Below are 20653 nucleotides of genomic sequence, written 5' to 3' on the forward strand. Positions count from 1 at the left end.
CATGAGTGCAGAGGCCGCCGATCCGGGCGCCCCCCTTCGCAGGCGGAGCCGCCCCCGGATCGATCTCCGCAGACTGGGCCGGGTGGCGCTGCGCGGGCCGGTCTCCCGCGACCGGCTGCCCGACGCCATCGGCCATGTCGCGGAGGCGCACCGCGCCCACCATCCCGACGCCGACCTGAGCACCCTGCGCCGGGCCTACGTCCTCGCGGAGACCTCCCACCGCGGCCAGATGCGCAAGAGCGGCGAGCCCTACATCACCCACCCACTGGCCGTCACGCTGATCCTCGCCGAGCTGGGTGCCGAGACCACCACCCTCACCGCCTCCCTCCTCCACGACACCGTGGAGGACACCGAGGTGACGCTCGATCAGGTGCGCGAGCAGTTCGGGGACGAGGTCTGCTATCTCGTCGACGGCGTGACGAAGCTGGAGAAGGTCGACTACGGGGCCGCCGCGGAGCCGGAGACCTTCCGCAAGATGCTCGTCGCCACCGGCAACGACGTCCGGGTCATGTCGATCAAGCTCGCGGACCGGCTGCACAACATGCGCACGCTCGGCGTGATGCGTCCCGAGAAGCAGGCCAGGATCGCCAAGGTCACCCGTGACGTCCTCATCCCGCTCGCGGAACGGCTCGGCGTGCAGGCGCTCAAGACCGAGCTGGAGGACCTGGTCTTCGCGATCCTGCACCCCGATGCGTACGAGGAGACGCGCTCCCTGATCGCCGCGGCGGACCGGGACGCCCCCCTCGAAACGATCGCGGACGACGTACGGCGCACCCTGCGCGAGGCGGGCATCAGCGCCGAAGTCCTCATCAGGCCACGCCACTTCGTCTCCGTGCACCGGGTCCGCAGGAAACGCGGGGAACTGCGCGGCACCGACTTCGGCCGCCTCCTCGTCCTCGTCGGGGAGGACGCCGACTGCTACGCCGTCCTCGGTGAACTCCACACCTGCTTCACCCCGGTGATCTCCGAGTTCAAGGATTTCATCGCCGCCCCCAAGTTCAACCTGTACCAGTCGCTGCACACCGCCGTCGTCGGGCCCGAGGGCGCGGTCGCCGAAGTCCTCATCCGTACCCACCGGATGCACAAGGTCGCCGAGGCGGGCGTCGTCGCCCTGGGCAATCCGTACGCCCATGACCATGCCTCCCCGCAGACCGAGCCCTCCGACGAGCGCGCCGACCCGACCCGGCCCGGCTGGCTCTCCCGGCTGCTGGACTGGCAGGAGTCCGCCACCGACCCCGACACCTTCTGGGCCACCCTCCGTGACGATCTCGCCCAGGACCGTGAGATCACCGTCTTCCGCACCGACGGCGGCACGCTCGGGCTGCCCGCCGGGGCCACCTGCGTCGACGCCGCCTACGCGCAGTACGGCGACCGGGCCCACACCTCCATCGGCGCGCGGATCAACGGCCGCCTGGCCACCCTGAGCACCGTCCTCGGCGACGGTGACACCGTGCAGCTGCTGCTCGCGCAGGACACCGCCTCCGGGCCCTCTCCCGACTGGCTCGACCACGCCCGCACCCCTGCCGCCCGGATCGCGATCACCGGCTGGCTCACCGGCCACCCCGACGAGGCGAAGCCCGACCCGGAGACCGTGGACGCGGCCGAACCCGGCGCACCCGGACCCGGCCGCCCCGCTTCCGCCGTCCCGGCGGGCGAGGCCCCCGGCGCCGCCGCACCGGCCCGCACCCGGTCCGGCCCCCGCACCACGGGCGTCGTCGTCGAGGACCCGGACGCGCCGGTGCGCCTGGCCGGCTGCTGTACACCGGTGCCCCCCGACGAGCTGACCGGCTTCACCGTCCGGGGCGGCGCGGTCACCGTCCACCGCCGCGAGTGCCCGGCCGTCGCCGCCATGCGGGAGATCGGCCGCACCCCGGTCGGGGCACGCTGGGAGGAGTCCGGAGGCCGGGAATCCGGCGCGGGCTGCCGCGTCACGCTCGTCGCCGAGTCCTTCGGTCGCCCCCATCTCCTCGCCGACCTCACCGAGGCCATCGCCACCGCCGAGGCCGCGATCGTCTCCGCCACGGTCGAACCGCCCAGCGAGCAGCGGGTGCGCCACACCTACACCCTCCAGCTCCCCGACGCGGCGGGCCTGCCCGCCCTGATGCGCGCCATGCGCGACGTCGCCGGGGTCTACGACGTCAGCCGCGCCCAGCACCCGGCCCCCACCGGCTGATACGGCCCTCCCCGGACAACGGCCCCGGACCCGGCCTCGGCCCGTCCGGCACCTTCCGGACGGCTTCCGGAAGGTGCCGGAGCCTCCCGGAAGCGCCCCAGCGGAGCCTGCCGGGCGTTCCCGCGGCAGCCCGGCGCCGGTACGGGCACGCCCTCGCGGGCGGCCACCGCCCGTCCTCGTTCGGGTGGTGCGGCGCGCGGCTCCCCGGCCGGGCGGCACCGCGCTGATAGCGGTAGTCCATGCCGCTCCTGACCCGCCGCCTGCGCGCCGCCCTCCTGGCGACCGCCTCGGCCACGCTCGTCGCCGCCGCCCTGCCCGCCCCCGAGCCCCTGGGCATCGGTGACCGGCTCTTCCCCGAGCTGGGCAACCCCGGCTACGACGTCCTCGCGTACGACATCGCCCTCACCTACCACGGCAGCAACACCGAACCCCTGGACGCGGTCACGAAGATCAGGGCCCGCACCACCGCCCCGCTGGACCGGATCAACCTCGACTTCGCACGGGGCACCGTCCGGAGCGTCGAGGTCGACGGGCGGCCCGCCGACTTCGCCGGCAAGAACGAGGACCTGGTCGTCCAGGCCCCCCGCCGCCTCCCTCCGGGCGTACCGCTCGACATCACCGTCCGGCACACCAGCGACCCGACCGGTTCCGGGGACGACGGCGGCTGGGTACGCACCGCCGACGGCCTCGCCATGGCCAACCAGGCCGACGCCGCCCACCGTGTCTTCCCCGGCAACGACCACCCCTCCGACAAGGCGTACTTCACCTTCCGGATCACCGCGCCCGAGAAGCTGACAGCGGTCGCGGGCGGCCTGCCCGTGGGGAAGACCCGCCACGGGTCCACCACCACGTGGACGTACCGCACCCAGCACCCCATGGCCACCGAACTGGCCCAGGTCTCCATCGGCAGTTCCGCCGTCGCCCACCGCACCGGCCCGCACGGGCTGCCGGTGCGCGACGTCGTCCCGGCGGCCGACCGGAAGAAGCTGGAACCCTGGCTGAAGAAGACACCGGCCCAGCTGGAGTGGATGGAGCAGCAGGTCGGCCGCTACCCCTTCGAGGCGTACGGGGTGCTCGTCGCCGACAGCCCCATCGGGTTCGCCCTGGAGACCCAGACGCTGTCGCTGTTCGGAAAGTCGTTCTTCACGGAGCCCGCCTACCCCGAGTGGTACGTCGACTCGGTGATGATCCACGAGCTGGCCCACCAGTGGTTCGGCAACAGCGTCTCGCCCGCGAGCTGGTCCGACCTGTGGCTCAACGAGGGACACGCCAGCTGGTACGAGGCCCGGTACGCCGAGGAGAACGGAGGCGGGACCCTGGAGCGGCGGATGCGCGAGGCGTACCGGCTCTCCGACGGCTGGCGCGCGGACGGCGGCCCTCCGGCGCACCCGGACGGCCCGGCGCCGGGGCAGAAGCTGAGCCTGTTCCGCCCCGTCGTGTACGACGGCAGCGCGCTGGTGCTCTACGCCCTGCGCCAGGAGATCGGCGAGTCCGCCTTCGACCGGCTGGAGCGCACCTGGGTCCGGGCGCACCGGGACGCCACGGCGGCCACCGCGGACTTCACCCGGCTGGCGTCCCGTATCGCCGGCCGGGACCTGACCGCGTTCTTCGACGGCTGGCTGTACGGGAAGAAGACCCCGCCGATGCCCGGACACCCCGACTGGACCAGCGCGAAACCCGCGTGACGGGCCCGGCCGGGCCATGCCACTATCGACGCGTCGGTACGGCGGACCGCACCGGAAGACCCGGCAGGGAATCTTCCGGGAAGATCACGCGTTGTGACTGACGTAAAGACTTCTATCGACGTAAGGATCCAATGACCTCCTCTTCTTCCCTTCCCCAGGACGCGCAGGACGCGCAGAGCGCCACGGAGAACACCACCGAGAGCCTCACCGAGGCCCGCCGGGCCGACGCCCTGATGGAAGAGGACGTCGCCTGGAGCCACAAGATCGACGGAGCACGGGACGGCGACCAGCTGGACCGCTCCGAGCGCGCGGCCCTGCGACGCGTGGCCGGTCTCTCCACCGAGCTCGAGGACGTCACCGAGGTCGAGTACCGCCAGCTGCGCCTGGAGCGCGTCGTGCTGGTCGGCGTCTGGACCTCGGGGACGGTGCGTGACGCGGAGATCTCCCTCGCGGAGCTGGCCGCACTCGCCGAGACGGCGGGAGCGCAGGTGCTGGACGCGGTGTACCAGCGGCGCGACAAGCCGGACCCGGCCACCTACATCGGCTCGGGCAAGGCGCTGGAGCTGCGCGACATCGTGCTCGAATCCGGTGCCGACACCGTCGTCTGCGACGGTGAGCTGAGCCCCGGCCAGCTGATCCACCTGGAAGACGTCGTCAAGGTGAAGGTGGTCGACCGGACCGCCCTGATCCTCGACATCTTCGCCCAGCACGCCAAGTCCCGTGAGGGCAAGGCGCAGGTTTCGCTGGCGCAGATGCAGTACATGCTGCCGCGGCTGCGCGGCTGGGGCCAGTCGCTCTCCCGTCAGATGGGCGGCGGCGGTTCCAGCGGCGGCGGCGGCATGGCCACCCGTGGTCCCGGTGAGACCAAGATCGAGACGGACCGGCGCCGGATCCGCGAGAAGATGGCGAAGATGCGCCGGGAGATCGCGGAGATGAAGACCGGCCGCGACATCAAGCGGCAGGAGCGCAGGCGCAACAAGGTGCCCTCCGTCGCCATCGCCGGATACACCAACGCGGGCAAGTCCTCGCTGCTCAACCGCCTGACCGGGGCCGGAGTCCTGGTGGAGAACGCCCTGTTCGCCACCCTGGACCCGACCGTCCGCCGGGCCGAGACGCCGAGCGGCCGTGTCTACACGCTGGCCGACACCGTCGGGTTCGTACGGCATCTGCCGCACCACCTCATCGAGGCGTTCCGCTCCACGATGGAAGAGGTCGGCGATTCCGATCTCATCCTCCACGTGGTGGACGGCTCCCATCCGGTGCCGGAGGAGCAGCTCGCCGCGGTGCGCGAGGTGATCCGGGACGTCGGCGCGACGGACGTGCCGGAGATCGTCGTGATCAACAAGGCGGACGCGGCCGATCCCCTGGTCGTCCAGCGGCTGCTGCGCAACGAGAAGCACGCCATCGTGGTCTCGGCCAGGACCGGCGAGGGCATGGACGAGCTGCTGGCGCTCATCGACAGCGAGCTGCCCCGGCCGTCCGTCGAGATCGAGGCGCTCGTGCCGTACATCCAGGGGGCCCTGGTCTCGCGGGTGCACGCCGAGGGCGAGGTGCTCTCCGAGGAGCACACCGCCGAGGGCACCCTGCTCAAGGCCCAGGTCCACGAGGAGCTGGCCGCCGAGCTGGAGACCTTCGTCCTCGCCGCGCACTGACGTCACGGGACCGTACGACAGCCGAGGGCCCGGCCCGAACTCTCCGAAGAGTTCGGGCCGGGCCCTCGCCGTTGCCTCACCACCCGGTGAGCAGCCGGGCGCCGAACGCCGGCGGCCTCCGGCGGTCGCCCGCCGGAGGCCGCTGACCAGGACCTACCGGCCCGCGTACTTCTCACTCACCGCGCGGTAGACGCCCTCGGCCTCCTCGCCGAGGCGCGGGCCGGCCAGCCAGCCCGCCGTGACCGGCCCGATCGAGGTGTTCGAGACCAGTGCGGGCTTGCCGTCCCGGCCCGCCGCGACCCAGCCGCCACCGGAGGAGCCACCGGTCATCGTGCAGCCGATGCGGTACATCGTCGGCTGGTCCTGGAAGACGGAGAGCCGGCCCGGCTTGTCCTTGCACTGGAACAGCTTCTGGCCGTCGTACGGCGGCGCGGCCGGGTAACCCGTGGCCGTCATCCCGGAGATCTGCGGCACGGCCGGGGCGTTGAACTCGACCGGCAAGGCCGAACCGACGGTCTCCTCCAGCGACTTGCCGCCCGCGCCCTTCTCCGGCGTCACGTGCAGCACCGCGAAGTCGTACGGGGCGCCCTGGCCACCGGTCGCCGCGCCCTCGGCGATCCACTGCTCCGAGGTCTGGGCCCAGTCGCCCCACCACACGCCGTACGGAGCGATCTTCTCCTTGGACGCGGTCTCCAGCTCGGCCAGGGACAGGCCGTCGTTGTTGTACGCGGGGACGAAGGCGATGTTGCGGTACCAGCCGCCCTTCTTGCCCGCGTGCACGCAGTGTCCGGCAGTCCACACCATGTTGGATTTGCCGGGGTTCGCCGGGTCCTTCACCACGGTCGCGGAGCAGACCATCGACCCCTGCGGACCGTCGAAGAGCAGCTTCCCGGACTCCGGGGCGTTGTCGTGGTACGGCGTCGCGACACCGGCGGCCCGGACGGGCACCGGCGTCGGGTCCGTCACACCGTCGTCGCCGGAGATGTCGTTGTCGACCGGGTTCTCCGGGGGCTTGTCGGCCTCCCGCATCCGGTCCGGGTCCCACAGGTCCTCGATGACCGGGTTGACGAAGTCCTTGGCCTCACGGAGCCACTTGTCCTTGTCCCAGTTCTTCCACTCGCCGTCCCGCCACTTGTCCGGGTCGATCCCGTGCTCCTTGAGCCGGTTCTTCAGATCGTCCGGGATGGTGACCTTGCCGTCGGACGACTGGCCGGCCGAGGCGCTGGGCGTCGTACCGCCCGCGTCGTCCTCCTCGGGGCCGCACGCGGTGGCGGTGAGCGCCAGCACGGCGGCAACGGCCGTCGCCGCGAACGCGGCGGAGGGCATGCGGCGTGCACGCCTGCCGCGGTGTGCGGTATCGGTCGGGCGAATGGGTCGCATCTGGTGATCCCCCTGGGACTTCGTCACTCGGTACTCGTGCTGCCTTGCGGATGCCTGGGGCGCCGGAGCAGATGCTTCCGCGCCGCTGTGCGGCCCCCACTATGCCGGTGCCGATGGTGACGGTGCGCGGCAGGTCCGCGGTTCCGTCGCCGCGAGGATCTTCCGGCACACCCGTGATCCGTGGCGAACGGCGTCGTTGGTACGTACGGGGGACACCAGGACAGCGTTCACCGCCTCGGCGCGTCCGCGCGACATCGTACCGACGTGCAACGCAACCGTTACCGCAGGAGGATCAAGAGCCGTGTCCGTGACCGAACCCGCTCCGGTGGCGCCGCCGACCGCGCACGAGGGCATCCTCCGGCGCCAGACCCTGCGCGAATCGGCGGCCCGCACCTACGCCCGGTCCCTGCCGATCGTCCCGGTGCGCGCCCGCGGGCTCACCATCGAGGGCGCCGACGGACGCCGCTACCTCGACTGCCTCTCCGGCGCGGGCACCCTGGCGCTCGGGCACAACCACCCCGTCGTGCTCGAAGCGATCCGCAAGGTCATCGACTCCGGCGCGCCCCTGCACGTGCTGGACCTGGCCACCCCGGTCAAGGACGCCTTCACCACCGAGCTGTTCGCCACCCTGCCGCGCGGCCTCGCCGACGACGCCCGCATCCAGTTCTGCGGCCCCGCCGGAACCGACGCCGTGGAGGCCGCGTTCAAGCTCGTCCGCGCCGCGACCGGCCGCACCGGGCTGCTGGCGTTCACCGGCGCGTACCACGGTATGACCTCCGGGGCCCTGGCGGCCTCCGGAGGCGCGACCGACGTCCAGGTGACCCGGCTGCCCTTCCCCCAGGACTACCGCTGCCCGTTCGGGACCGGCGGCGAGCACGGGGCCGCGCTCGCCGCCCGGTGGACCGAGCACCTGCTGGACGACCGCAAGGGCGGGGTCCCGGCCCCCGCCGGCATGATCGTGGAGCCGGTCCAGGGCGAGGGCGGCGTCAACCCCGCCCCCGACGCCTGGCTGCGCCGCATGCGCGCCGTCACCGAGGACCGGTCCATCCCGCTCATCGCCGACGAGGTGCAGACCGGGGTGGGCAGGACCGGCGCCTTCTGGGCCGTCGAGCACAGCGGCATCGTGCCCGACGTCATGGTCCTCTCCAAGGCCATCGGCGGCTCCCTGCCCCTCGCCGTCATCGTCTACCGCGCTGAACTGGACCTTTGGCAGCCGGGCGCGCACGCGGGTACGTTTCGTGGCAACCAGCTCGCCATGGCGGCGGGCGCTGCCACGCTCGCGTACGTCAGGGAGAATCGACTGGCGGACCGCGCGGCGGTCCTGGGGTCCCGGATGCTCGCCCGTCTGAGGGAACTGAGGGCGCATCACCCGGGAATCGGTGACGTACGGGGGCGCGGACTGATGATCGGCCTGGAGCTGGTGGATCCCGAACGCGCGCCCCTGCCCGCCGAAGCCGGCGACGCCACCCCCGCCCCGCCCCCCGACCCGGCCCTCGCCCTCGCCGTCCAGCAGGAATGCCTGCGGCGCGGCCTCATCGTCGAACTGGGCGGCCGGTACGACGCGGTGGTGCGCCTTCTGCCACCGCTCACCCTCACCGACGAGCAGGCGGACGCCGTCGTCGACCGTCTCGCCGACGCGCTGGCAGCGGCCGAACGCTCCCCGCACCGTCGGACCACCGCCGGGTCCACCACCTGAACCCGGAATCCCCACAAGGAAGAACGCCGTGAACCCCACCCCCGCACCCGAGGCCGACGGCCACGGGACCCCCCAGCACCGAGGGCAGGACGGACCGGCCGCCCCCGGCACGGTCGAGGCGACGATCGTGCCCCGGCAGAAGGCCGCGCGTACCCCCAACCCCCCTGCGTACGCGCCCCGTCCGGACCTCGGCGCCCCGTCCGACCGGGACCCGGACCCCGACCCGCTCGACGACCCCGACCCGCTGCGGGCCGCCGACGCGGCCGGCACGGAGAGCCTCCTGCGCTGCTGGACCCGCGAGAACGACCTGCCCCGGCCCGCGGACGACACCCTCCGCATCGCCTTCCCCGCCAGCGGTACCGCGCTGCTCGTGCCCGTGCGCTACTGGTCCGCCACCGGGGCCCACCGCTTCGGCGCACCCGTCCTGGAGAACGCCCCCGCCGGCGCCCCGCACGCCGACGCCGCCACCGTCGCCGTCCTCATCGGCCGCGAAGGCGGCGAGAGCGGCGCGGGCGATCTGGTCGCCCGGGTGGCCGACTCCGTACGCCACACCGCCGGCTTCGTCGAACTGCGGCGGCGCAGCCCCGCGGACCCCGCCGACGCCGACCTCTTCCTCACCGCCGAACAGTCGCTGCTGCTCGGCCATCCGCTCCACCCCACGCCCAAGAGCCGCGAAGGGCTCTCCGAGTCGGAGGCCCGCCGCTACTCGCCCGAGCTCCACGGCTCCTTTCCGCTCCACTGGTTCGCCGTCGACCGGTCGCTGACGGCGACCGACTCCGCCTGGACCGAGGACGGCCCCGCCACCGCCGAGGATCTGCTCGCCCCGCACGCCGCAGGGCTGACCGCACCCCCCGGCACCGTCGCCGTCCCCGTGCACCCCTGGCAGGCCGCCGACCTGCTCCACCGCCCCCAGGTCCGGGCCCTCGCCGAGTCCGGCCTGCTCCACGACCTCGGTCCGCACGGCGAGCACTGGCACCCCACCTCCTCCATCCGCACCGTGCACCGGCCCGCGGCGCGCGTGATGCTCAAGCTCTCCCTCGGCGTACGCATCACCAACTCCCGCCGCGAGAACCTCCGCAAGGAGCTGCACCGGGGCGTCGAGGTCCACCGCCTCCTGTCGACCGGCCTGGCCGAGAGCTGGCAGCGGGAGCACCCCGGCTTCGACATCGTCCGGGACCCCGCCTGGCTCGCCGTCGACGATCCCGAGGGCGCCCCCGTCACCGGACTCGACGTCGTGCTCCGCCACAACCCCTTCGGTCCGGGCGACGACGCCGCCTGCATCGCCGGGCTCACGGCCCAGCGCCCCCGGCCCGGACACCCCGGCATGCGCTCCCGGCTCGCGGAGGTCGTCTCCGGCCTGACCACGCGCACCGGCCTCACCGCCACCGCCGTCTCCGCCGAATGGTTCCGGCGCTATCTGCACCACGTCGTGCGCCCCGTCCTCTGGCTCGACGCCCACGGCGGCGTCGCGCTCGAAGCCCACCAGCAGAACACGATCGTCCTGCTCGACCCGGACGGCTGGCCCGTCGGCGGCCGCTACCGGGACAACCAGGGCTACTACTTCCGCGAATCCCGCCGCGCCGAGCTCGACAAGCGGCTCCCCGGCATCGGCGCCGTCAGCGACACCTTCGTCTCCGACCCGGTCACCGACGAACGGTTCGCCTACTACCTCGGCATCAACAACGTCCTCGGCCTGATCGGCGCGTTCGGATCCCAGCATCTGGCCGACGAGCGGGAACTCCTCGCGGTGCTGCGTCAGTTCCTCACCGAGACCGCGGAAATGGGCTCGCCCCTGCCCGCGTATCTCCTGGACAACCGCCAACTGCGCTGCAAGGCCAACCTGCTGACCCGCCTGCACGGACTCGACGAGCTGGTCGGACCGGTCGACACCCAGTCGGTGTACGTCACCATCGCCAACCCGCTGCACAGCTGAGCACCCGCACCGGGCAGACTCCGAGCGCACCACCCCGGAGCCGCCCCCGACCGAACCCGGTCCAGAGAGGAGAGCGCCACCATGCCTCCCGCCGACGCCTCAGCGGAACCCGGCACCGCACCCGACGGCGGGAGCACCGGTGTCGAGGACACACTCGACCTGCGGCTCACCGAAGAACTCCTCGCGGTGATCGCCGAGGAACGCGGCTCCGGAGCGGCCCGCGCCCACGCCCCGAGCGAGCTGCTGGGCGACCCGGGCGCCTGGCCGGCCGTGCGGACGACAGCGGGGGAGTTCGCCCTCCTCCCCGTCCGGCCCGAGCGTGATCTCCCCGTCCTCAGCCGCTGGATGAACGATCCCGCGGTGGCGGCCTTCTGGGAACTCTCCGGACCGGAAGCCGTCACCGCGGACCACCTCAGGCCCCAGCTCGAAGGGGACGGCCGCAGCATCCCCTGTCTCGGGGTGCTCGACGGCACGCCCATGAGCTACTGGGAGATCTACCGCGCCGACCTCGACCCGCTCGCCCGCCACTACCCGGCCCGGCCGCACGACACCGGTATCCACCTCCTCATCGGAGGCGTGCGGAACCGTGGCCGGGGCGTGGGCACCACCCTCATCCGCGCCGTCGCCGACCTCGTCCTGGACAACCTTCCGCGGTGCGGACGGGTCGTCGCCGAACCCGACCTGCGCAACACCCCGTCCGTCTCCGCCTTCCTCGGCGCCGGCTTCCGCTTCTCCGCCGAAGTGGATCTCCCCGACAAGCGCGCCGCACTGATGATCCGCGACCGAACGTACCGAGACCAGCTGTGACCTACGCGCCGCACCTTCCACACCGTTCGAACCCCAGAGGTTCCATCCGGAGGAGTCCCCGTGCCGATATATCCCGCGAGCCGTGACGCAGTCGGGTCCCCGCAGCTGTTCAGCCCTCCGGAGCTGAACCGACAGATATGGGACCGGGCCGCCGCACGGCTCCTCGCCAAGATGCTCGGCGAGTTCGCCTACGAGAAGATCATCGAGCCCGTCCCCGAGCCCGCGACCGACGGGCTCCACCGGCTGACCCTCGACGACGGGGGAGAGCTCGCCTTCAGGGCCAGGCGCGGCGCGTACGGCAGCTGGCGCGTCGACCCCGACTCGATCGAGGTCACCGAACAGCCCCCGGCCGCCCACGCCCCCAGCACACCCGTCACCGCGCACACCGGAGTCGCCCCCGTCGCGGCGCACGCCGAGAGCGCTCCCATCAGCGCGTACGCCGACGCGCACACCGCCGCGCCGCCGCAGGCGGGCTCGCACGCCGTCGCACCACCGCCCGCGGGCGCACAGTCCCCCGCGGACGCGCCCGCCCCGGCACCGGTCAACGGCTCCGCCGCCACCACCGGCCCGGCGATCGCCACCCGGCCGTTCCGCGACCCGCTGGTCTTCCTCAGCCGGGCCCGCGACCTCCTCGGCCTCGACGGCACGACCCTGGGCCACCTGATCCGCGAGCTGACCCGGACGCTCTCCGCCGACGCCCGGCTCGACCACACCGCGCTCACCGCCGACCGGCTCGCCGCGCTCGACTACGCGGAGCTGGAAGGCCACCAGACCGGCCACCCCTGGCTGGTGGCCAGCAAGGGACGGCTCGGCTTCTCCGCCGCCGACGCCGACCGCTTCACCCCCGAGACCCGCACCCCGCTCCGGCTCCCGTGGATCGCGGTCAGCAACCGCATCGCGCAGTACCGGGGCGTGGGCCGCGTCGGCACCCCCGAGGAGCTGTACGCCGGAGAGCTCGACCAGGACGTCCGGGACGCCTTCGCCGACGTTCTGCGGAACCGGGGGCACGACCCGCGGGACTATCTCTACCTCCCCGTGCACCCCTGGCAGTGGGACGAGTGGATCGTGCCGCTCTTCGCCCCGGCCATCGCCGACGGCGACATCGTCGCGCTGCACACGGACGGCGACGCCCGCCTCCCGCAGCAGTCCATCCGCACGTTCGCCAACGTGGAACGGCCCGAGCGGCACACGGTGAAGCTGCCGCTCTCCATCCTCAACACCCTGGTCTGGCGCGGCCTGCCGACCGAGCGGACCCTCGCCGCTCCGGCCGTCACCGCCTGGGTCCAGGGGCTGTGCGAGGACGATCCGTTCCTCCGCGACACCTGTCGGGTCGTCCTGCTGGGCGAGGTCGCCTCCGTCGCCGTCGAGCACCCGCTGTACGACCGCCTCCCCGAAGTGCCGTACCAGTACAAGGAGATCCTCGGCGCGATCTGGCGGGAGCCGCTGCCGCCCCGCCTCGCCCCGGGCGAACGCGCCCGTACGCTCGCCTCCCTGCTGCATACGGACCCGGCGGGCCGCGCGTTCACCGCGGAGCTGGTCGAGCGCTCCGGCCTGGCCCCGGAGACGTGGTTGAAGCGGCTCTTCGCCGCCCTCCTGCCGCCCCTGCTGCACTTCCTCTACCGCTACGGCACCGTCTTCTCGCCGCACGGCGAGAACGCCATCGTGGTCTTCGACGAGAACGACGTGCCCGTACGCCTCGCCATCAAGGACTTCGTCGACGACGTGAACGTCAGCGCCCACCCGCTGCCGGAGCACGCCACCATGCCCGACGAGGTGCGCGCCGTCCTCCTCACCGAGCACCCGGCCTTCCTCACCCAGTTCATCCACTCCGGTCTCTTCGTGGGCGTCTTCCGCTACCTCTCACCGCTGTGCGAGGAGCAGCTCGGCGTCACCGAGGACGCCTTCTGGTCACTCGTCCGGGCGGAGATCGTCCGCCATCACGCCCGGTTCCCGGAACTGAAGGAGCGGTTCGAGCTGTTCGACATGCTCACCCCCGAGATCGAGCGCCTCTGCCTGAACCGCAACCGCCTGCTCGTCGACGGCTACCGGGACCGGGCCGGCCGTCCGCACGCGGCGGTCCACGGCACCGTCCCCAACCCCTTGCACCCCTCCGTCCGCGTCCGGGAGTGATCGCCGTTGTCAGTGGTGCGCCGTAGGGTGGTCGGGCTATGACGAAGCCATCCCTCCCCGAGCTCCTGCACGCCGCCGTCGCCGCCGTCGGCGGTACGGAAAGGCCCGGCCAGGTCACCATGGCCGAGGCCGTCGCCGAGGCCGTCGACGACCGATCCCATCTGCTCGTCCAGGCCGGCACCGGTACGGGCAAATCGCTCGGCTACCTGGTGCCGGCCCTGGCGCACGGGGAGCGGGTCGTCGTGGCCACGGCCACCCTGGCCCTCCAGCGGCAGCTCGTGGAGCGCGACCTGCCGCGCACGGTCGAGTCCCTGCACCCCCTGCTGCGCCGCCGCCCCCAGTTCGCCATGCTCAAGGGGCGGTCGAACTACCTCTGTCTGCACCGGCTCCACGAAGGGGTCCCGCAGGACGAGGAGGAGGGGCTGTTCGACCAGTTCGAGGCGGCGGCCCCGTCCAGCAAGCTGGGGCAGGACCTGCTGCGCCTGCGGGACTGGTCGGACGATACGGAGACGGGTGACCGTGACGATCTGACGCCCGGCGTCTCGGACCGGGCGTGGGCGCAGGTCTCGGTCTCCTCACGCGAGTGCCTGGGCGCGTCGAAGTGCGCGTACGGGGCGGAGTGCTTCGCGGAGGCGGCGCGGGAGCGGGCGAAGCTGGCGGACGTGGTCGTCACCAACCACGCGCTGCTCGCGATCGACGCCATCGAGGGCGCGCCGGTGCTGCCGTCCCATGAGGTCCTGATCGTCGACGAGGCCCATGAGCTGGTCTCGCGGGTCACCGGTGTCGCCACCGGCGAGCTGACCCCGGCCCAGGTCAACCGCGCGGTCCGCCGTGCGGCGAAGCTGGTGAACGAGAAGGCCGCCGACGCCCTGATGACCGCCGCCGAGGGGTTCGAGCGGGTCATGGAGCTGGCGCTGCCCGGACGGCTCGAAGAGGTGCCCGAGGACCTCGGGTACGCCCTGATGGCGCTGCGCGACGCGGCCCGTACGGTGATCTCCGCGATCGGCGCCACGCGGGACAAGTCGGTGGAGGACGAGAACGCCGTCCGCAAGCAGGCCCTCGCCTCGGTCGAGTCGATCCACGGGGTCGCGGAGCGCATCACCCAGGGCTCGGAATACGACGTCGTCTGGTACGAGCAGCACGATCGGTTCGGGGCCTCCGTCCGGGTCGCTCCGCTCTCCGTGTCGGGTCTGCTGCGCGAGAAGCTGTTCTCCGAGCGGTCCGTGGTGCTGACCTCGGCCACCCTCAAGCTGGGCGGCGATTTCAACGGGGTGGGCGCGTCCCTCGGGCTGGCTCCGGAAGGCACGGCGGGCGAGGACGTCCCGCAGTGGAAGGGGCTGGACGTCGGCTCCCCGTTCGACTACCCGAAGCAGGGCATCCTCTATGTCGCCCGGCATCTGAACACGCCGGGCCGCGAGGGTTCCCGTACGGACATGCTGGACGAGCTCGCCGAGCTGGTGGAAGCGGCGGGCGGTCGCACGCTGGGGCTGTTCTCCTCGATGCGGGCGGCCAAGGCCGCGGCCGAGGAGCTGCGGGGCCGGCTGGGCAAGCCGATCCTGCTCCAGGGCGAGGAGACGCTCGGCGAGCTGATCAAGAACTTCGCGGCCGACCCGGAGACCTGCCTCTTCGGCACGCTGTCGCTCTGGCAGGGCGTCGACGTGCCGGGGCCGAGTTGCCAGCTGGTGGTGATGGACCGGATCCCGTTCCCCCGGCCCGACGATCCGCTGATGAGCGCACGGCAGAAGGCGGTCGAGGAGGCCGGCGGCAACGGCTTCATGGCGGTGGCGGCGACGCACGCGGCCCTGCTGATGGCCCAGGGCGCGGGGCGGCTGGTCCGGGCGACGGGCGACAAGGGCGTCGTCGCGGTGCTGGACCCCCGGCTCGCCACCGCACGGTACGGAAGCTATCTCCGCGCCTCGCTGCCGGACTTCTGGTACACCACCGACCGGAACCAGGTGCGCCGCTCCCTGGCCGCCATCGACGCCAAGGCCAAGGCGGACGGGGCGTAGAACGGGAGCGGCCGAGGCGGGAGAGCGGCCCGAGAGGGAGAGCGGGCAGGGCAAAGCCCCGGAATCGACGTCGTGATCGACGCCCTAGGCAGAGATTCCGGGGCCGGAAGCCGTGACCGACGCTCTCCTCAGACCCGGCGCAGCACCGCCACCACCTTGCCGAGGATGGTCGCCTCGTCGCCGGGGATCGGCTGGTACGCGGCGTTGTGCGGGAGCAGCCATACGTGACCGTCCTCCCGGCGGAAGCGCTTGACCGTCGCTTCGCCGTCGAGCATGGCGGCGACGATGTCCCCGTTCTCCGCGACCGGCTGGCGACGGACGGTGACCCAGTCGCCGTCGCAGATCGCTGCTTCGATCATCGAGTCGCCGACGACCTTCAGCACGAACAGCTCGCCGTCGCCGACGAGCTGGCGGGGGAGGGGGAAGACGTCCTCGACGGACTCCTCGGCGAGGATCGGGCCACCGGCCGCGATCCGGCCCACCAGCGGCACGTAGGACGCGGCGGGCTTGCCGGTCGTGTCGGTCGGCTGGGTGCTGGGCTGGTCCGATCCGCGCACCTCGTAGGCGCGGGGCCGGTGCGGGTCCCGGCGGAGGAAGCCCTTGCGCTCCAGTGCCATGAGCTGGTGGGCGACGGACGAGGTGCTGGAGAGGCCCACCGCCTGGCCGATCTCCCGCATGGAGGGCGGATACCCCCGCCGCTGCACGGAGTCGCGGATGACCTCGATGACCCGCCGCTGCCGGTCCGTCAGCCCGGAGCTGTCCGCGCGGATGCCGGGCGGCCTGCCGGGCATGGAGCGCCCGGAGCGTGCGGGGTCGGGCCCGTCCGTGTTCGTGAGTGCGTCATTCATGGCATGCACCGGCTCAAGTCGGCTCTGGGAGCGGTGGTCCCGGGCGGTGATGGTGGCGCTGTCTGCGGTGGTGGTCACGTCGGCCCCTCTCGAATGGTCTCCCTAGCTGGACAACGGTAGTAGCTTTCGAAAGGTTGCGCCAAACACACGTTCGAGTGAAAAACGAATAAAGGGGTGCCGTGGTGCTGCCGAGAGGTGTATGAGCAACGCGGATGGACGGGCACCGTGCGGCTTCCCGCAGGGCCGTACGGTCGTCGGTGGGTGGTCGCGCGGACTCCGCGGCGGTCGTCGCGCGCCCTCGTGGGCGGCCCTGTCCGGCCTCTCCGGGGTGGATCGCCCGGCTCTCGGCACCAGTCTTTCATCCGCCCGCGCGGCGCCCCCGTCCGGCCTGCGTGCCGTCCCCCGTCCGGCCCGCGCGGCGATGCCCCGGCGGCTCGACGGCCCCGCGTTTCCCGTACCCTCTTCCCTGGCCGGGAGCTCCCTCCGGCGGCCCCTTCCAGTGGCCTTCGCGTGAGGTCCGGCGCGCGACACGCGCTAGGGCCAAAAACGCGACTCGACCCTAGATCTAGTGGTTGGATTGCTCCGGTCGCCCAGAAGTTGTGGTCTCGGTGCAATCGTGCCGTGAGCATCGCCTATGCTGGGGACTGCTTCCAAGGGCCTGGGAAAGGGCCCAGACGAGGCTATTCAGTCGTGCGTGTGAAGGAGGGTTGGGAGCCATGCACTGCCCCTTCTGCAGGCACCCCGACAGCAGGGTCGTCGACAGTCGCACCACCGACGACGGGACGTCGATCCGTCGCCGCCGGCAGTGCCCCGACTGCTCCCGCCGTTTCACCACGGTGGAGACCTGCTCGCTGATGGTGGTCAAGCGCAGCGGCGTGACCGAGCCCTTCAGCCGCACCAAGGTCATCTCCGGCGTCCGCAAGGCATGCCAGGGACGGCCCGTCACCGAGGACGCCCTCGCCAAGCTCGGCCAGCGGGTCGAGGAGGCGGTGCGCGCCACCGGCAGCGCCGAGCTGACCACCCACGACGTGGGACTGGCCATCCTCGGCCCCCTGCAGGAACTCGACCTCGTCGCGTACCTGCGCTTCGCGTCGGTCTACCGGGCGTTCGATTCCCTGGAGGACTTCGAGACCGCCATCGTGGAACTGCGTGCGCAGCGCCCTTCCACGGAGGACCGCGGGACCGGAGAGACCCCCGGGGTCCCCGCGCCCGCCATCGCCGCCGACTGAGCGGTACCCCGCCCGGTACGCCCGTGCCCGCAGACGGAACTCTGCGGACCGGCGGCGGGGCGACATGAGATGTGCTTCCGGCCGCCCTGTGCGGCGCCCGGAGCATCGGACACACACTGTGCCCTGGGAAGATCCGGGCACTTCAGGGCGTTTTCGCCCACATATGGGAGGCGGCATGACAGAGACGGCGAGCGGCCCGGCACGAGGTTCCCGTACCAAGGGCGCCAAGACGAGCAAGGGTCTGCGTATCGAGCGCATCCACACCAACCCCGGCGTGCACCCGTACGACGAGGTGACGTGGGAGCGCCGTGACGTCGTCATGACCAACTGGCGCGACGGCTCGATCAACTTCGAGCAGCGTGGCGTCGAGTTCCCCGACTTCTGGTCGGTGAACGCGGTCAACATCGTCACCAGCAAGTACTTCCGCGGCGCGGTCGGCACGCCGCAGCGCGAGACCGGCCTCAAGCAGCTGATCGACCGGATCGTGAAGACGTACCGGAAGGCCGGCGAGGGCCACGGCTACTTCGCCTCCCCCGCGGACGCCGAGATCTTCGAGCACGAGCTGGCGTACGCCCTCCTGCACCAGGTCTTCAGCTTCAACTCCCCGGTCTGGTTCAACGTCGGCACGCCCCAGCCGCAGCAGGTCTCCGCCTGCTTCATCCTGGCCGTCGACGACTCCATGGAGTCGATCCTCGACTGGTACAAGGAAGAGGGCATGATCTTCAAGGGCGGCTCCGGGGCCGGCCTGAACCTCTCCCGCATCCGCTCCTCCAAGGAACTCCTCTCCTCCGGCGGCAACGCCTCCGGCCCGGTCTCGTTCATGCGCGGCGCCGACGCGTCCGCCGGAACGATCAAGTCGGGCGGCGCCACCCGCCGCGCGGCCAAGATGGTCATCCTCGATGTCGACCACCCCGACATCGAGAACTTCATCGAGACCAAGGTGAAGGAGGAGGAGAAGATCCGCGCCCTGCGCGACGCGGGCTTCGACATGGACCTGGGCGGCGACGACATCACGTCCGTCCAGTACCAGAACGCCAACAACTCGGTCCGCGTGAACGACGAGTTCATGAAGGCGGTCGAGGCCGGCGGCAAGTTCGGGCTGCGCGCCCGGATGACCGGTGACGTCATCGAGGAGGTCGAGGCCAAGTCCCTCTTCCGCAAGATGGCCGAGGCCGCCTGGGCCTGCGCCGACCCCGGCATCCAGTACGACGACACCATCAACGCCTGGCACACCTGCCCGGAGTCCGGCCGGATCAACGGCTCGAACCCGTGCAGCGAGTACATGCACCTGGACAACACCTCGTGCAACCTCGCCTCGCTGAACCTGATGAAGTTCCTCAAGGACGACGGCCTGGGCAACCAGTCCTTCGAGTCCGAGCGCTTCGCCAAGGTCGTCGAGCTGGTCATCACCGCGATGGACATCTCGATCTGCTTCGCGGACTTCCCCACCCAGAAGATCGGCGAGAACACCCGCGCCTTCCGTCAGCTGGGCATCGGGTACGCCAACCTCGGGGCCCTCCTGATGGCGACCGGTCACGCGTACGACAGCGACGGCGGCCGCGCCCTGGCCGGCGCCATCACCTCGCTGATGACCGGCACCTCCTACCGCCGCTCCGCCGAGCTGGCCGCTGTCGTCGGCCCGTACGACGGCTACGCCCGCAACGCCGAGCCGCACCAGCGCGTCATGAAGCAGCACGCCGACGCCAACGCCAAGGCCGTCCACGTCGACGACCTCGACTCCCCGGTCTGGGCCGCGGCGACGGAGGCCTGGCAGGACGTGATCCGGCTCGGCGCGAAGAACGGCTTCCGCAACGCGCAGGCCTCGGTCATCGCGCCCACCGGCACCATCGGTCTCGCGATGTCCTGCGACACCACCGGTCTGGAGCCCGACCTCGCCCTGGTCAAGTTCAAGAAGCTGGTCGGCGGCGGCTCGATGCAGATCGTCAACGGCACGGTGCCGCAGGCCCTGCGTCGCCTCGGCTACCAGCCCGAGCAGATCGAGGCGATCGTCGCCCACATCGCCGATCACGGCAACGTGGTCGACGCCCCCGGTCTGAAGACCGAGCACTACGAGGTCTTCGACTGCGCCATGGGCGAGCGCTCCATCTCCGCGATGGGCCACGTCCGGATGATGGCGGCCATCCAGCCGTGGATCTCCGGCGCGCTCTCCAAGACGGTGAACCTCCCCGAGACGGCCACCGTCGAGGACGTCGAGGAGGTCTACTTCGAGGCGTGGAAGATGGGTGTCAAGGCGCTCGCGATCTACCGCGACAACTGCAAGGTCGGCCAGCCCCTCTCCGCCAAGACCAAGGACAAGGAGAAGGAAGCGGTCACCGCGAAGGCCGAGGAGACCATCCGTACGGCGGTCGAGAAGGTCGTCGAGTACCGCCCGGTCCGCAAGCGCCTCCCGAAGGGCCGCCCCGGCATCACCACCTCCTTCACGGTGGGCGGCGCCGAGGGCTACATGACCGCCAACTCCTACCCGGACGACGGTCTCGGCGAGGTCTTCCTGAAGATGTCCAAGCAGGGCTCGACCCTCGCGGGCATGATGGACGCCTTCTCCATCGCCGTCTCGGTGGGCCTGCAGTACGGCGTCCCGCTGGAGACGTACGTCTCGAAGTTCACCAACATGCGCTTCGAGCCGGCCGGCATGACGGACGACCCGGACGTGCGGATGGCGCAGTCGATCGTCGACTACATCTTCCGCCGCCTGGCGCTGGACTTCCTGCCCTTCGAGACCCGCTCGGCCCTCGGCATCCACTCCGCCGAGGAACGCCAGCGCCACCTGGACACCGGCAGCTACGAGCCGGCGTTCGAGTCGGAGGACCTCGACACGGACAGCCTGGCCCAGTCGGCCCCGGTCCGGTCCGAGCCCCTGAAGGCGGTGCCGGACCCCGCGGAGCCCGCCGTGAAGCCGGCCCCGAAGACGGCGCACACCTCGGCGGAACTGGTCGAGATGCAGCTCGGCATCAGCGCCGACGCCCCGCTCTGCTTCTCCTGCGGGACCAAGATGCAGCGCGCCGGCTCCTGCTACATCTGCGAGGGCTGCGGCTCGACCAGCGGTTGCAGCTGACAACGAGCGGAATCGCAGCCGCCGCGGCATCGAGCACC

The 20653-nt window shown here is 71.8% G+C and carries 12 protein-coding genes; 10 read left to right on the forward strand and 2 right to left on the reverse strand.

The features are described 5' to 3' along the window. Position 1 precedes the first annotated feature (1 nt). The 3 genes from QFZ71_RS24025 to hflX all read left to right on the forward strand — a co-directional run bounded on the left by QFZ71_RS24025 (position 2) and on the right by hflX (position 5510). On the forward strand, positions 2-2173 hold the full coding sequence (locus QFZ71_RS24025) for a bifunctional (p)ppGpp synthetase/guanosine-3',5'-bis(diphosphate) 3'-pyrophosphohydrolase (protein ID WP_307670231.1): 2172 nt from the start codon (positions 2-4) through the stop codon (positions 2171-2173). 239 nt (positions 2174-2412) lie between these two features. Then, the gene (locus QFZ71_RS24030) at positions 2413-3858 is read left to right on the forward strand and encodes a M1 family metallopeptidase (RefSeq protein ID WP_307670232.1); all 1446 of its coding nucleotides are present in this window, start codon (positions 2413-2415) and stop codon (positions 3856-3858) included. 131 nt (positions 3859-3989) lie between these two features. Further along, positions 3990-5510: a GTPase HflX gene (gene hflX, locus QFZ71_RS24035; RefSeq protein ID WP_307670233.1), complete on the forward strand. Its 1521-nt coding sequence runs from the start codon at positions 3990-3992 to the stop codon at positions 5508-5510. Positions 5511-5663: 153 nt separating this feature from the next. Here the strand turns inward: hflX and QFZ71_RS24040 are convergent, their stop codons facing one another. Beyond that, complete coding sequence (locus QFZ71_RS24040) at positions 5664-6836, reverse strand: serine protease (RefSeq protein WP_307670234.1); 1173 nt, start codon at positions 6834-6836, stop codon at positions 5664-5666. Positions 6837-7191: 355 nt separating this feature from the next. Here QFZ71_RS24040 and QFZ71_RS24045 point away from each other — a divergent pair, with 355 nt between their 5' ends. The 5 genes from QFZ71_RS24045 (at position 7192) to QFZ71_RS24065 (ending at position 15465) form a co-directional block, all read left to right on the forward strand. Next, complete coding sequence (locus tag QFZ71_RS24045) at positions 7192-8586, forward strand: diaminobutyrate--2-oxoglutarate transaminase family protein (protein WP_307670235.1); 1395 nt, start codon at positions 7192-7194, stop codon at positions 8584-8586. A 28-nt stretch (positions 8587-8614) separates the two neighbouring features. Then, positions 8615-10519, forward strand: a complete 1905-nt coding sequence (locus QFZ71_RS24050) for an IucA/IucC family siderophore biosynthesis protein (protein WP_307670236.1) — start codon at positions 8615-8617, stop codon at positions 10517-10519. A gap of 81 nt (positions 10520-10600) precedes the next feature. Further along, the gene (locus tag QFZ71_RS24055) at positions 10601-11326 is read left to right on the forward strand and encodes a GNAT family N-acetyltransferase (protein ID WP_307670237.1); all 726 of its coding nucleotides are present in this window, start codon (positions 10601-10603) and stop codon (positions 11324-11326) included. Between the two features lie 60 nt (positions 11327-11386). Then, the gene (locus QFZ71_RS24060) at positions 11387-13456 is read left to right on the forward strand and encodes an IucA/IucC family siderophore biosynthesis protein (RefSeq protein WP_307670238.1); all 2070 of its coding nucleotides are present in this window, start codon (positions 11387-11389) and stop codon (positions 13454-13456) included. Between the two features lie 38 nt (positions 13457-13494). Continuing rightward, positions 13495-15465, forward strand: coding sequence for an ATP-dependent DNA helicase (locus QFZ71_RS24065; protein WP_307670239.1), 1971 nt, complete (start codon positions 13495-13497; stop codon positions 15463-15465). A gap of 128 nt (positions 15466-15593) precedes the next feature. Here the strand turns inward: QFZ71_RS24065 and lexA are convergent, their stop codons facing one another. After that, positions 15594-16391 carry a transcriptional repressor LexA gene (gene lexA / locus QFZ71_RS24070; protein ID WP_307670240.1) on the reverse strand — a complete coding sequence of 266 codons (798 nt, stop codon included), beginning with the start codon at positions 16389-16391 and terminating at the stop codon, positions 15594-15596. 638 nt (positions 16392-17029) lie between these two features. On the opposite strand from lexA, the gene nrdR reads away from it, so the two are divergent. Both nrdR and QFZ71_RS24080 read left to right on the forward strand, forming a co-directional pair. Beyond that, a complete protein-coding gene (gene nrdR / locus QFZ71_RS24075; protein WP_307670241.1) occupies positions 17030-17542 on the forward strand; it encodes a transcriptional regulator NrdR in 513 nt (170 codons plus the stop codon). A 175-nt stretch (positions 17543-17717) separates the two neighbouring features. Further along, complete coding sequence (locus QFZ71_RS24080) at positions 17718-20615, forward strand: vitamin B12-dependent ribonucleotide reductase (RefSeq protein WP_307670242.1); 2898 nt, start codon at positions 17718-17720, stop codon at positions 20613-20615. The last annotated feature ends 38 nt before the right edge of the window (positions 20616-20653 follow it).

It is taken from the genome of Streptomyces sp. V2I9 (assembly GCF_030817475.1).
Taxonomy (GTDB): Bacteria; Actinomycetota; Actinomycetes; order Streptomycetales; family Streptomycetaceae; genus Streptomyces.

What these genes read in the sequence shown, in the direction of transcription:
- QFZ71_RS24030 (WP_307670232.1), top strand. Translation starts at nt 2,413, where the DNA reads ATGCCGCTCCTGACCCGCCGCCTGCGCGCCGCCCTCCTGGCGACCGCC.
- QFZ71_RS24040 (WP_307670234.1), bottom strand. Translation starts at nt 6,836, where the DNA reads ATGCCCTCCGCCGCGTTCGCGGCGACGGCCGTTGCCGCCGTGCTGGCG.
- QFZ71_RS24065 (WP_307670239.1), top strand. Translation starts at nt 13,495, where the DNA reads ATGACGAAGCCATCCCTCCCCGAGCTCCTGCACGCCGCCGTCGCCGCC.
- QFZ71_RS24055 (WP_307670237.1), top strand. Translation starts at nt 10,601, where the DNA reads ATGCCTCCCGCCGACGCCTCAGCGGAACCCGGCACCGCACCCGACGGC.
- QFZ71_RS24025 (WP_307670231.1), top strand. Translation starts at nt 2, where the DNA reads ATGAGTGCAGAGGCCGCCGATCCGGGCGCCCCCCTTCGCAGGCGGAGC.
- QFZ71_RS24080 (WP_307670242.1), top strand. Translation starts at nt 17,718, where the DNA reads ATGACAGAGACGGCGAGCGGCCCGGCACGAGGTTCCCGTACCAAGGGC.
- hflX (WP_307670233.1), top strand. Translation starts at nt 3,990, where the DNA reads ATGACCTCCTCTTCTTCCCTTCCCCAGGACGCGCAGGACGCGCAGAGC.
- nrdR (WP_307670241.1), top strand. Translation starts at nt 17,030, where the DNA reads ATGCACTGCCCCTTCTGCAGGCACCCCGACAGCAGGGTCGTCGACAGT.